This is a genomic window from Nocardioides marmoraquaticus, from assembly GCF_054777915.1.
This window is the reverse complement of sequence record NZ_BAAHAA010000009.1, coordinates 23,626-35,946: the sequence shown is the minus strand read 5'-3', so window position 1 is coordinate 35,946 and position 12,321 is coordinate 23,626. Positions and strand designations below refer to the sequence as shown.

Genomic DNA, 12,321 nt, shown 5'->3' with positions numbered 1-12,321 from the left:
CCCCTCGAAAGGACCCGACATGAAGGACCTCCTCGCCCTGGGCCGCTTCGCGCTGGCCGGCCTCCGCGTGATGGTCGTCGCCACGCTGGTGCTCGGCCTGGCCTACCCGCTGCTCGTCACCGGGGTCGCCCAGGTCGCGACCGCGTGGCGGGCCGACGGCTCGCTCGTGACCGCGACGGGGGAGCGGACCACCGACCCGACCGACGCCGTCGGCTCTGCCCTGCTCGGCCAGCTCGTCGACGACGACGGGCTCTTCCAGCCCCGGCCGTCGGCGGCCGGCGACGGCTACGACCCCCTCAACAGCTACGGCTCGAACCTCGGCCCGGAGAGCCCCGAGCTCGTCTCGGCGATCCGCGAGCGGCAGCGGGAGATCGCAGCGCGGGAGGGCGTGCCCGTCTCGGCGATCCCCGCCGACGCCGTCACCGCCTCGGGCTCGGGCCTCGACCCCGACATCAGCCCCGCGTACGCCGCCCTGCAGGTGGCGCGGGTCGCGCGGGCCAACGACCTGTCGGAGGGCGACGTACGCCGCCTCGTCGCGGAGCACACCGACGGGCGGTCGCTGGGCGTCCTCGGCGAGCCCGGCGTCAACGTGCTCGAGCTCAACCTCGCCGTGCGGGCGGCGGCGGGCGGCAGTTCGTGACGTCGCGCGAGACACTGGTCCCGTGAGCGACGGCGACCGGCGGCGAGGACGGCTGACCGTCTACCTCGGCGCCGCACCTGGCGTGGGCAAGACCTACGCCATGCTCGGCGAGGCGCAGCGGCGCCGCGAGCGCGGCACCGACATCGTGGTGGGCCTCGTCGAGACCCACGGACGGCAGCTGACCGAGGCGATGGTGGGCGAGCTGGAGGTGGTGCCGCGACGGGTCGTCGAGCACCGCGGCGCCACCTTCACCGAGCTCGACGTCGACGCGGTCGTGGCTCGCGACCCTGCGGTCGTGTGCGTCGACGAGCTGGCGCACACCAACGTGCCCGGCAGCAGGCACGAGAAGCGCGCCGCCGACGTCCAGGAGCTGCTCGAGCGCGGCATCGACGTGATCACGACCGTCAACATCCAGCACCTCGAGTCGCTCAACGACGAGGTCGAGCGCATCACGGGGGTGCGGCAGCGCGAGACCGTGCCCGACGAGGTGGTGCGTGCGGCCGACCAGGTGCAGCTGGTCGACATGGCGCCCGACGCGCTGCGCCGTCGCATGGCGCACGGAAACATCTACCCGGCCGAGCGCGTGGACGCCTCGCTCACGTCGTACTTCCGCACCGGCAACCTCACGGCCCTGCGCGAGCTGGCGCTGCTGTGGCTGGCCGACCGGGTCGACGACGCACTGGGCGACTACCGGCGGGCCCACGACATCGACCACCCGTGGCCCACCAAGGAGCGCATCGTGGTGGCGCTGACGGGCGGCACCGAGAGCGAGACCCTGCTGCGGCGCGGGGCCCGGCTGGCGCAGCGGGCCAAGGGCTCCGAGCTCATCGCCGTGCACGTCATCGCTGCCGACGGCCTGCAGACCGACGACCGCTCCCGGATCGCGCGCGCCCAGCAGCTCGTCGCCTCGCTCGGCGGCAGCTTCCACTCCGTCGTCGGCGACGACGTGGCCCCGGCCGTGGTCGACTTCGCGACCGCTGCCAACGCCACCATGATCATCGTCGGCGTGTCCCGGCACAGCCGGCTGCGCCGGCTCTTCGCTGGCACCACCGGTGACCGGATCGCCCAGCTCGCCGGGGCGATCGACGTGCACCTCGTCACCCACGACCAGGTGGCCCGGAGCGTGCGGCGCGGGTCGACCTCGTCACCGCTGAGCCGCCGCCGTCAGGCTGCCGGCTGGATCGGCGCGGTCGTCGTGCCGTTGGTGCTGACCTGGGTGCTCGGCTCCTTCCAGGAGACCGACCAGCTGCCCCTGGCCGAGATGCTGCTGCTGGCCGGCACGGTCGTGGTCGCACTGGTCGGGGGCCTGCGACCAGCGCTGGTGGCGGCGGTCATCAGCTTCTTCGCGCTGAACTGGTACTTCACGCCGCCGACCGGTGTGCTGACCGTCGCCGAGCCGGCCAACCTCCTCGCCCTGATCGTCTACGTCGCCGTGGCGGCCGGGGTCGCCACGGTCGTCGACCTCGCCTCCCGGCGTGCCGGTGACGCGCTGCGCGCGCGCACAGAGGCGGCCACCATGAGCTCGCTGTCGCGCTCGGTGCTCACGGGCCAGGACACGGCCGAGGCCATCGTCGAGCGGGTGCGCGAGACCTTCGGCCAGGACGCCGTGACGCTGCTGGAGCGGCGTACGACGGGGTGGGTGCCGCTCGCGACCGCCGGCGAGACCCCACCCGACCGACCCGACGCCGGCACCAGCCAGGTGGACGTCGACGACGACCACCTGCTCTGCCTGCGGGGCGAGACGCTGCGCTCGACCGACCGGCGGGTGCTGGAGGCCTTCGCGGTGCAGACGTCCCTGGTGCTGGAGTACCGGCGGCTGCGCGAGCGCGACCAGCGGGCGGCTCTCCTCGAGAGCGCGCAGAGCACCAGCACCGCGCTGCTGCGGGCCGTCGGCCACGACCTGCGCACGCCGCTCGCGACGATCCGCGCCTCGGTCGACGGCCTGTCGGCCCGCGGGCTGTCGGCCGACGACCGGGCCGAGCTCGAGGGTTCGCTCGTCGACGGCACCGACCGCCTCGAGCATCTCATCGACGACCTGCTCGACCTGTCGCGGCTGCAGAGCGGCCTCGTCGAGCCCCACCTCGTCGACCGCAGCCTCGACGAGGTGCTCCCGCTCGCCGTCTCCGGCCACCCGCCCGGTGCCGTCGTGCTCGACGTCGACGAGCCCGCCCCGGTGGTGCGCACCGACGCCGGCCTGCTCGAACGAGTGGTGGCCAACCTCGTGTCCAACGCCGTGCGTGCCTCACGGGCCGTCGAGGGCGCGCCGGCGGTGCGCGTGATGGCGCACGTGCTGCCCACCCGCGTCGAGGTGGTGGTCGTCGACCGCGGCCGCGGGGTGCCGCCCGAGCAGCGGGAGCGGATGTTCGCCCCCTTCCAGCGGCTCTCTGACCATGCGGGGCCGGAGCAGGGTGCCTCGACGGGCCTCGGCCTCGGCCTCGCGGTCGCGCAGGGCCTGACCACGGCGCTCGGCGGCGAGATCGCAGCGGAGGACACGCCCGGGGGCGGCCTGACCATGGTCGTCTCGCTGCCGAGAGGAGGCGGCTCGTGAGCGAGTCCCGCACGTACAAGGTGCTGGTCGTCGACGACGAGCCCGCGCTCGCCCGTGCCCTCGCCATCAACCTGCGCGCGACGGGCTGGGACGTCGTGGTCGCCCCCGACGGGCGCCGGGCCCTCGAGCTCGCGTCGTCGGAGACCCCCGACGTGGTCGTGCTCGACCTCGGCCTGCCCGACCTCGACGGCACCGAGGTCATCGCCGGCCTCCGCGGCTGGACGAGCGTGCCCATCGTGGTGCTCTCGGCCCGCCAGGACACCGACGAGAAGATCGAGGCCCTCGACCTCGGCGCCGACGACTACCTGACCAAGCCGTTCGCGATGAACGAGCTGATGGCGCGACTGCGCGCTGCCGTGCGCCGGGGCGCCGAGGTCGCCTCTGCGTCGCCTGTCGTCACCGCGGGCGACCTGACCGTCGACCTCGCCCGCAAGCAGGTGCGCCGCCGGGTCGACGGCGTCGACACCGAGGTCCGTCTGACGCCGACCGAGTGGGGGTTGCTCGCCGTGCTCGCGCGCAACGTCGGCCGGCTCGTGGGCCGCGAGGAGCTGCTGCGCGAGGTCTGGGGGCCCGGCTACCTCGGCGAGAGCCACTACCTGCGGGTCTATGTCGCCCAGCTCCGGCGCAAGCTCGAGGACGATCCCGCCCACCCCCGCCACCTCGTCACCTCACCCGGTCTCGGCTACGTCCTCGAGCCCTGACCCCGGCCGAGGAGTCACTCCCTGACGGCCGAGGAGTCACTCCGTGACGGCCGAGGAGTCACTCCGTGACGGTCGAGGGGTCACTCCCTGACGGTCGAGGGGTCACTCCGTGACGGCCGAGGAGTCACTCCGTGACGGCCGAGGAGTCACTCCCTGACGGTCGAGGGGTCACTCCCTGACGGTCGAGGGGTCACTCCCTGACGGCCGTGGGGCTAGGACTGCCGTTCTCGTGGTCCATCGGGCGAACCGCGGACACGGCAGTCACGCCCGCGTCGCCCGGTCAGGCGGCGTACCCGAGCGCGGCCGGGGACGCGGGCAGGGGGCGGGCGGCAGGATCCGACCGCCGGACGTGAGCAGGTCCGGTGCACCCTTGCGACCGGGTCCGTCATCATGGACCGGGCGAGCAGCCGACGCACGACGACCAGGGGGACGCGATGTCGAGGAACGCCGTCGGCTCCGCGTCGGTGCTCGTCGGGGTGTTCGCACTGCTGTTCGCGATCGTCCCCGTGGTCGGCGAGATCGTCGCCGCCCCGGCCGCCGCCCTGGCGATCGTCCTGGGCGCGGTGGGGTGGTGGCGGGCCGACACCGGTCGCGCCACCAACGAGGGCGAGGCGATCGTCGGCTTGCTGCTGGGGGTCGCGGCCGCCGTCGTCGTCGGCATCGTCTGGGCGGCCACCATGGGCCCCGACAGCTGACCTCTCGTCGGGCTGAGACTGGGCCGGTCAGGGAGTGACCCCTCGGCGGTCAGGGAGTGACCTCTGGGCTGTCAGGGAGTGACCTCTGGGCTGACAGGGAGTGACCTCTGGGCGGTCAGGGACTGACCTCTCGGCCGTCAGGGAGTGACCTCTCGGCCGTCAGGGAGTGACTCCTCGGCCGTCACGGAGTGACCTGTGGGCGGTCAGGGAGTGACCTCTGGGCGGTCAGGGAGTGACCCCTCGGCGGGTCAGGCGGGGGAGGAGACGGTGCGGGCGCGCATCGGGCCGTCGCCCGGAGCGACCGCGTCGAGGACCTCGACGGTGTCGCCGACGCGGATCGTGGGCCAGCGGGAGCCGGGGCCGGCCGGGAGGTCGGGGACCAGGTTGATCCCGAACCAGGTGGCGCCGTCGAAGCGCCTCCCGCGCGCCAGCGAGCGCAGCGGCTCTCGGCCACGCTCGGCGGTGTCGGGGTCGACGGTCGTCAGCACGCAGCGCGCGCAGCCCTTGACGGCGCGGAACACCACGCCGTCCTCGCCGCCGATGCGCAGCAGCCGCCAGTCGTCCTCCGACCAGGCGGGCAGGCCAGAGACGACCACGTTGGGACGGAACCGCGTCATCGGCAGCGGGTCGGCGAAGCCGTGCGCCGCCTCGAGCGCCAGGTCGTCGAGCGCCGCGAGCGACTCCTCGGTCGTCAGGTGCAGCGGGTAGCCGTCGGCGAACGACACCCGGTCGTCAGGCCGGCTGAAGTCGGGGCTGGTCGGCCGACGGGTCGGGTCGTCGAACCAGACCAGGCGCACCGGTCTGCCGGTGACCTTGCAGAACCACGCCGACGCCTCGTCCCCGGCGTCGGCCGCCGTGAGCGTGGAGCGCCACAGCGAGACGGGGCGCTGGGCGGCCGGGTCGGGGCGGCGTACGACGACCGGGTCGCGGCCCGGCGCGGTGAGGCGCAGCCCGCCGTCGACAAGGCTGGGCTCGACCAGGACGAGGGCGTTGACCTCGCGGGCCGTGACGACGTGGCCGTCGGGGTCGACCACCATCCACCGGCGGTCGTCGGCGAGTCCCCAGGGCTCGACGGCGGCACTCGCGAGGGACTCGCCGCGGCACGACTTCACGGGGTAGCGGGCGAGGCCGGTGAGGCGCGCGGTCGGTCGGTCGGCGGCGTCGGGCACGGCTGCAGGGTAGACAACCGTGGCACGGCTGGGCCGGCACCGCCGTTCGGCCGACTCGTGGACATTTCGCTGACCAGGTGGTTTAGGTCGTACGCGGCCCGGGGAGAGTCTTTCCTGGGCCTGCGGTGCCGTCGCCCGAACGGTGCCGTGCCGGAGAAGAGGGAGCTGCGCCAGGGGGATGGCGTGGCGGGATTTCTTCTGACCAGCCCATGCCCCCGGCGCGCGTGCGGCCCTCCACTTTCCGCTGTGCGTCGGGGGTCTCGCGGGGCCCTCGCCGTCAGGGTCCCTAGACGGGCTCGTCGAGCCGCTGCGTGGGCAGCGCGGGGTCGGTGGCCCCGTCGCGCCGCTGCGCGGTGCCGACGTGCCCGTCGGGCCGCCCGTGGTGCTCGCAGCCGTGAGTCGGGCAGAGCAGCTCGATCGTGGTGCTGCGCCGTCCGGCCTCGAAGTGGGCGACGTGGAACTGCGCCAGCGCGACGCCACAACCCGGGCAGGTCACGGCCAGTGCGGTGACGTCGTCCACGGCGGGCCTCCCCGGCGCCGTCCGATCAGAGGTGGTTGGGGCCCGCCGGGATCGGACGGCGGTTCGTCACCCGGCGGGACCGATGCGCTCGTACCCGGTGCACGGCCGTCCACGCAGGTGGAGCTCGACTATCTGAGGCCTGCACGACCGCACCCACGGTGCCGTCGGGCCCGCCGGAGCCCTGGCCGCCGCGGGAGGCATGAGGCCCCCCTCGGCCTGGGCACGCCCGCACGGTGAGCACAGACGACGTCGCGCGGGTCGCACACGAGGACTTCGGGCACGACCGGCTGCTGGCTGGGCAGGAGGAGACTGTCGCCGCCCTGGTCGACGGCCGCGACGTGCTCCTCGTGTCACCGACCGGGTCGGGCAAGTCGTTGACCTACCTCGTGGCGGGCCGTCTGCTCGGCGGGCCGGTCGTCGTGGTCTCGCCGCTGCTCGCGCTGCAGCAGGACCAGGTCGATGCGGTGGCCGCCGCGCCGGGTGAGGTCGCGGCCGCCCGGTTGAGCTCCCGGGAGAGTCCGGCGCAGCGGCGCGAGGCGCTGCGGGCGGCGAAGGACGGCTCGGTCAACTACCTGCTGTGCTCGCCCGAGCTGCTCGCCGACCCCGACGTACGGCGCGAGGTCGGTGAGGTGGGTGCGGTGCTGGCCGTGGTCGACGAGGCCCACTGCGTGTCGACGTGGGGATCCGACTTCCGGCCCGACTACCAGCGGCTGGGCCCGGTGCTGCGGGAGGTCACGGACGGACCCGTGCTGGCCATGACCGCCACCGCGGCGGCCCCGGTGCGCGACGAGGTGGTCGAGCGTCTCGGTCTGCGCGAGCCCCACGTCGTCGTCACCGGCTTCGCCCGGCCCGAGCTCGTCCTCGACGTGCGCCGGTGCCGCGACGAGGACGACCAGCACGCGACAGCCGTCGCGCTCGTCGCCGAGGAGGTCGACCGGGGACACGCCGGGCTCGTCTACGCCCGCACCCGACCGGGCGTCGAGCGCCTCGCCGGCCGGATCGCCGACGAGGTGCCCGGTGCTGCCGTGGCGGCGTACCACGCCGGTCTGGGCCGTCGCCGGCGCGACGAGGTGCAGGAGCGCTTCATGGCGGGGGAGCTCGACGTCGTCGTGGCGACCTCGGCCTTCGGGCTCGGCATCGACAAGCCCGACGTGCGCTTCGTGGTGCACGCCCAGGCGCCGGAGTCGCTCGACACCTACTGGCAGGAGGCCGGCCGTGGTGGTCGCGACGGCGACACCGCCCGGGCCACGCTGCTGTTCCACGACGGCGACCTCACGCTCGGACGGTTCTTCACCGCCGGCGTGCCCAGCAAGGCCGACCTGCGGCGGGTGGTGGGGGCGCTGCACGAGCGACCGGAGGACGCCGACCCGGCCGCCCTCGCCGAGGAGCTGCCGTTCGGCCGCCGCAAGACCGCTCGGCTGCTCAACCTGCTGGCCCTCGGCCAGGTGCACGCGGGAGCCGACGAGGCCCGGCCCGTGGCGCCCGTCGAGGCGGCCGTCGCCGTCGCCGACGCCCGCCGCGAGCTCGACCGGAGCCGCGTCGAGATGGTGCGGCACTACGCCGAGACACCGCGCTGCCGCACCGTGTCGCTGCTGGGCTACTTCGGCGAGCAGGCCGAGCAGTGCGGGCGCTGCGACACGTGCCGCTCGGGAACGGCGCTGGAGATGGACGAGGGCGCCGGGGGCGAGGAGGCGCCGTACGCCGTCGACGCGCGCGTCAGCCACGACGAGTTCGGCGCCGGCGTGGTGACCGAGCGCAGCGGCCGCGAGGTCGTGGTCCTGTTCGACGACGTCGGCTACCGCACGCTGGACGCCGCCCTGGTGCGCGACAAGCAGTTGCTGCGCTGCGCCTGAGGCCCTAGGCGTCGTCGTCGGGGCAGCGGCCCTCGTGGCCTTGCAAACGGAGCTGCTGGCACTCGCTGAGCCACTGCTCGCCGTCCCAGAAGCGGTGACGACGGGCGTCGGACGGGTCGCGGTACCAACCCGGGTCGGTCGTGTCCATGGTGCCTCCCCCAAGGCCTGCGTGACGGGCGGACGCGTGCCGTCACCGAGCCGACCGCGGTGCACACGCGTGCACAGGAGCAGTCTTGCCCTTTCCGGGGGTGCCCCACGCGTGAGGGCCGACACACCCCGGCCGCGGCCGGTTTCCCCCGGCACGGTCCGGGAACGCACCGCGCATGCCGACACTCGCCATCATCGGCGCCGGTCCCGGGCTCGGCGCCCAGGTCGCCCGCCGGTTCGCCCGGGAGGGATTCTCCGTCGCCCTCGTCTCCCGCAGCCAGGGACGCCTCGACGACCTCGCCGCTCAGCTGTCCGCCGAGGGCATCGAGGCCCGCGGGTACGCCGCCGACGTGCGTGACGCGGCGTCGTTGCGCTCGGCGCTCGAGCACGCCAGCGCCGACCTCGGCCCGGTGGAGGTACTGCAGTACAGCCCGCTGCCGGCGAAGGAGTTCCTGCGGCCCGTGCTGGAGACCACCGTCGAGGACCTGCAACCGGCCATCGAGTTCTCGGTCTACGGCCTGCTCACCGCGGTCCACCAGGTGCTGCAGCACATGCGCGTGCTGGGCGGTGGCACCGTGCTGCTGGTCAACGGCGGCAGCGCGGTGAAGCCGGGCGCCCACGTGGCCGGCACCTCGGTCGCCTTCGCGGGCGAGACCGCGCTGGCCCAGATGCTGCACGAGGCGCTCGCCGACGACGGCATCCACGTCGCCCAGATGGTCATCCCCGGCGCCATCGAGGACGGTCACCCGCGCAAGGACCCGCAGGTCATCGCGGAGCGGCTGTGGGAGATGCACCGCGACCGGGGCGAGTTCCGCGTCTGGGCCGACGACCCCGACTCGGGGGACTGAGCGGCTCGTCGGGGTCCTGCCTCTACGCTCGACCCCGATGGACCAGTACCAGTACCTGCTGCTGATGGCAGCCTGCCTGCTGCTCACCCTGCCGCTCGAGCTGGTGCTCGGAGCCCGGGTCTGGCGGCGCCCCAAGCGGTTGCTGCTGACGCTGCTCCCGGTCGTGGTGGTCTTCGGCGTCTGGGACGTCGTCGGGATCATCCGCGGCCACTGGGACTACAGCGAGCGCTACACGACGGGCATCATGATCCCGCCGTTCGCGATGCCGATCGAGGAGCTGGTCTTCTTCGTCGTGGTGCCGATCTGCGGGCTCCTGACCTGGGAGGCCGTCGGCCGCTCGCTGGCCTGGATGCGGTCGCGGCGGCCCGCCCCGGAGGAGGTCGCCTGATGCCCGAGTACACCCTGCTCGCCGCGCTGTCGGTGCCCGCCGTGGTCGCCCTCGAGGTGCTCTGGCTGCGCACCGGCATCTTCCGCCGGTTGCAGTACTGGCTGGCGATGGCGATCGTGCTGGGCTTCCAGGTGCCGGTCGACGGGTGGCTGACCAAGCTCTCCGACCCCATCGTGCTCTACGACGACGCGCAGACCCTCGGGGTGCGAGCGCCGTGGGACATCCCCGTGGAGGACTTCGCCTTCGGCTTCAGCATGGTCACCCTCGCGCTGCTCGTGTGGGTGCACCTGGGTCGCGACGAGGATCGCGCGGCCGTCACCGAGACCCGGGAGGAACCCGTCCGATGAGTGCCCCCACCAGCCACCCGACCGGGTCGCGGCCGGCCCCCCACACCGAGGCCGTGCCGGAGCGCTTCGACGAGGTCGCCACCACCTACGACCTGATGGTGGCGCTCAACCCCGGCTACCACGCGCAGCTGCTCGGCTCCGCCCGCGTGCTCGTCGAGCAACTGCCGCGACCCGCCGACCGGCCGGTGCGGGTGGTCGACCTCGGCTGCGGCTCCGGCGCCTCCACCCGCGCGCTCGAGAAGGCGCTCGAGGAGGCCGGGGTGACGTACGAGCTCGTCGGCGTCGACGGCTCGGCCGGCATGCTCGCCCAGGCTCGCCGCAAGCGCTGGCGCACCCCGGTGCACTTCGTGCAGGACGACGCCGAGCACCTCGACCCCGGCTCGTGGGGCCGGGCGCACCTCGACGGCGAGGAGGTGGTCGACGGCGTGTTCGCGGCGTACCTCGTGCGCAACGTGGCGGCCCGCGACCAGCTGCTCTCCGGCATCCGTCGGCTGCTGGTGCCGGGGGGCGTGGCGGTGCTCCACGAGTACAGCGTCGCCGACAGCCGCCGCGCCCGCGCCGTCTGGGACGCCGTCAGCTGGGGCGTCGTCGTGCCGCTCGGCCTGCTCACCGCCCCCCGCAGCCCGATCTACCGCTACCTGTGGCGCAGCGTCGTCGACTTCGACGGCGCTGAGCGGCTCCGCGGCCGCCTCGTCGCCGTCGGGTTCGACGAGGTGCGCAGCCGCAGCTTCGGCGGCTGGCAGCGTGGCGTGCTGCACACCTTCGTCGCACGCCGGCCCTCCGCGTGAGGCCGGGGACGGGCTGGCGGCCCGGGCGCGACAAGCACGCGGTCTGGCACGCCCCGGTGGCGGGCGCGGCCGACGACGGCGGGCGTCACCACGTGGCCGTGGTCGGCGGCGGCATCGCGGGCCTCACGGCGGCGACCGCGCTCGCCGAGCGCGGTGTCCGGGTGACCCTGCTGGAGCGCTCGGAGCAGCTCGGCGGCCGGGTCGCGGCGTGGCAGGGGCCCGACGGCCACACCATGAGCCGGGGGTTCCACGCGTTCTTCCGGCAGTACTACAACCTGAGGGCGTTGCTGCGTCGTACCGACCCGGCGCTCGAGCGCCTCGCCCCCGTCGCCGACTACCCGCTGACGCTCAAGGACGGGCCGACCGACTCGTTCTGCGGCCTGGCTCGCACGCTCCCGCTCAACATCGGGCACTTCATCCTGCGCTCGCCGACCTTCTCGCTGCGCGACCTGGCCGCGGTCGACGTCGCGGCCGCGATGGAGCTGATGGACGTCGACTTCCCGGCGACCTTCGAGCGGTACGACGGCGTCAGCGCCGCCGACTTCCTCGACCGGCTGCGCTTCCCCGAGCAGGCGCGCCACCTCGCGCTCGAGGTCTTCGCCCGCAGTTTCTTCGCCGACTCGCGCGAGTTCTCGGCCGGCGAGCTGGTCGCGATGTTCCACACCTACTTCGTCGGATCGAGCGAAGGTCTGCTCTTCGACGTCCCCGTGGACGACTTCGAGACGACGCTGTGGGGCCCGCTCGCCGACCACCTGCGCGGTCTCGGGGTCGACCTGCGCACCGGTGCCTCGGTCTCGGGCGTCTCGACGTCCGACGACGGTGTCGTCGTCGGCTCGACCACCGGTGACGTGGAGGCCGACGCCGTCGTGCTCGCCACCGACCGGGCCCCGCTGCAGCGGCTCGTCTCCGGCTCCGACCTCGGCGACGCCGACTGGCGCGAGCGCCTGGCCGCGCTCGAGGTGGCGCCCCCGTTCGCCGTGTGGCGGCTGTGGCTCGACCGCCGCGTCGCCCCCGGGGCCGTCGGCTTCCGGGCGACCAGCGGCTTCGGCCCGCTCGACAACGTCTCGTTCCTCGAGCTGCTCGAGGCGGGCGCGGCCCGGTGGTCGGCCGAGCACGGCGGCTCCGTCGTCGAGCTGCACGCCTACGCCCAGGACGCCGACAGCGACCAGCAGGCCCTGCGCGAGGTGCTGTGGCGCGAGCTGCTCGTGCTGCACCCCGAGCTGGAGGGTGCGGGTGTGCGCCACGAGGAGTGGCTGTGGCGCGACGACTGCCCGCTCGTCGGCACCGACCCGTGGGCCGCGCGCCCCGGCGTCGTCACCCCCGACCCGCGCGTCGTCCTCGCCGGCGACGGCGTCCGGTGCGCGCTCCCCGTCGCCCTCATGGAGCGCGCCTGCACCACCGGCTGGCAGGCCGCCGACACGCTGCTCGCCGGCTGGGGCCTCGCCGGCCACGGCGTCTGGAGCGCCCCCGTCCGCCCCCGCCAGCGCTGGGTGCCGTACGTCGCCCGGGTCGCCGAGAAGCTGCCGCGCTAGGGGCTGGTCGGCTGCCCGCGCGGGTGGGTCATCCCGCAGGAGGACGGCGGCTGGTGTCTTCGCGGGTGCGCGTCGGAGTCACTGGTCCACCCGTGACTCGGGTGCTTCCCCGTGTCTGCGGAGACGGGGGAGCGCCTGACATCGT

Annotated in this window: 13 protein-coding genes; 10 read left to right on the top strand and 3 right to left on the bottom strand. The window is 74.3% G+C overall.

Going from position 1 to position 12,321, the window contains the following annotated elements; genetic code table 11:
• Positions 1-19 precede the first annotated feature (19 nt).
• The 4 genes from kdpC to ACYU8I_RS08890 all read left to right on the top strand — a co-directional run bounded on the left by kdpC (position 20) and on the right by ACYU8I_RS08890 (position 4,584).
• The gene (gene kdpC, locus ACYU8I_RS08905) at positions 20-640 is read left to right on the top strand and encodes a potassium-transporting ATPase subunit KdpC (RefSeq protein ID WP_460839701.1); all 621 of its coding nucleotides are present in this window, start codon (positions 20-22) and stop codon (positions 638-640) included.
• A 22-nt stretch (positions 641-662) separates the two neighbouring features.
• Positions 663-3,188: an ATP-binding protein gene (locus ACYU8I_RS08900; RefSeq protein WP_460839699.1), complete on the top strand. Its 2,526-nt coding sequence runs from the start codon at positions 663-665 to the stop codon at positions 3,186-3,188.
• Positions 3,185-3,889 (top strand): response regulator, encoded by a 705-nt coding sequence (locus ACYU8I_RS08895; protein WP_460839697.1) that lies wholly within the window; start codon positions 3,185-3,187, stop codon positions 3,887-3,889. Before ACYU8I_RS08900 ends, ACYU8I_RS08895 begins: the two co-directional genes overlap by 4 nt.
• A gap of 434 nt (positions 3,890-4,323) precedes the next feature.
• The gene (locus tag ACYU8I_RS08890) at positions 4,324-4,584 is read left to right on the top strand and encodes a hypothetical protein (RefSeq protein WP_460839695.1); all 261 of its coding nucleotides are present in this window, start codon (positions 4,324-4,326) and stop codon (positions 4,582-4,584) included.
• Positions 4,585-4,832: 248 nt separating this feature from the next.
• On the opposite strand, the gene ACYU8I_RS08885 is transcribed toward ACYU8I_RS08890, so the two are convergent.
• A complete protein-coding gene (locus ACYU8I_RS08885) occupies positions 4,833-5,753 on the bottom strand; it encodes an MOSC domain-containing protein (protein WP_460839693.1) in 921 nt (306 codons plus the stop codon).
• 286 nt (positions 5,754-6,039) lie between these two features.
• On the bottom strand, positions 6,040-6,273 hold the full coding sequence (locus ACYU8I_RS08880; RefSeq protein ID WP_460839691.1) for a hypothetical protein: 234 nt from the start codon (positions 6,271-6,273) through the stop codon (positions 6,040-6,042).
• Positions 6,274-6,506: 233 nt separating this feature from the next.
• On the opposite strand from ACYU8I_RS08880, the gene ACYU8I_RS08875 reads away from it, so the two are divergent.
• Positions 6,507-8,126 carry a RecQ family ATP-dependent DNA helicase gene (locus ACYU8I_RS08875; RefSeq protein WP_460839688.1) on the top strand — a complete coding sequence of 540 codons (1,620 nt, stop codon included), beginning with the start codon at positions 6,507-6,509 and terminating at the stop codon, positions 8,124-8,126.
• Positions 8,127-8,130: 4 nt separating this feature from the next.
• Here ACYU8I_RS08875 and ACYU8I_RS08870 read toward each other — a convergent pair whose 3' ends face one another.
• Entirely contained in the window at positions 8,131-8,274 is a 144-nt protein-coding gene (locus ACYU8I_RS08870; protein ID WP_460839686.1) for a DUF2510 domain-containing protein, read from the bottom strand.
• Positions 8,275-8,449: 175 nt separating this feature from the next.
• Between ACYU8I_RS08870 and ACYU8I_RS08865 the strand changes: the two genes are divergently transcribed.
• The 5 genes from ACYU8I_RS08865 to ACYU8I_RS08845 are packed head-to-tail and all read left to right on the top strand — an operon-like array spanning position 8,450 to position 12,176.
• A complete protein-coding gene (locus tag ACYU8I_RS08865) occupies positions 8,450-9,121 on the top strand; it encodes an SDR family NAD(P)-dependent oxidoreductase (protein WP_460839682.1) in 672 nt (223 codons plus the stop codon).
• Positions 9,122-9,158: 37 nt separating this feature from the next.
• A complete protein-coding gene (locus ACYU8I_RS08860) occupies positions 9,159-9,509 on the top strand; it encodes a lycopene cyclase domain-containing protein (protein WP_460839681.1) in 351 nt (116 codons plus the stop codon).
• Entirely contained in the window at positions 9,509-9,856 is a 348-nt protein-coding gene (locus ACYU8I_RS08855; protein WP_460839679.1) for a lycopene cyclase domain-containing protein, read from the top strand. The genes ACYU8I_RS08860 and ACYU8I_RS08855 overlap by 1 nt, the downstream gene beginning before the upstream one ends.
• Entirely contained in the window at positions 9,853-10,644 is a 792-nt protein-coding gene (locus ACYU8I_RS08850) for a class I SAM-dependent methyltransferase (protein WP_460839677.1), read from the top strand. Before ACYU8I_RS08855 ends, ACYU8I_RS08850 begins: the two co-directional genes overlap by 4 nt.
• Positions 10,641-12,176 carry an FAD-dependent oxidoreductase gene (locus ACYU8I_RS08845; protein WP_460839675.1) on the top strand — a complete coding sequence of 512 codons (1,536 nt, stop codon included), beginning with the start codon at positions 10,641-10,643 and terminating at the stop codon, positions 12,174-12,176. Before ACYU8I_RS08850 ends, ACYU8I_RS08845 begins: the two co-directional genes overlap by 4 nt.
• The last annotated feature ends 145 nt before the right edge of the window (positions 12,177-12,321 follow it).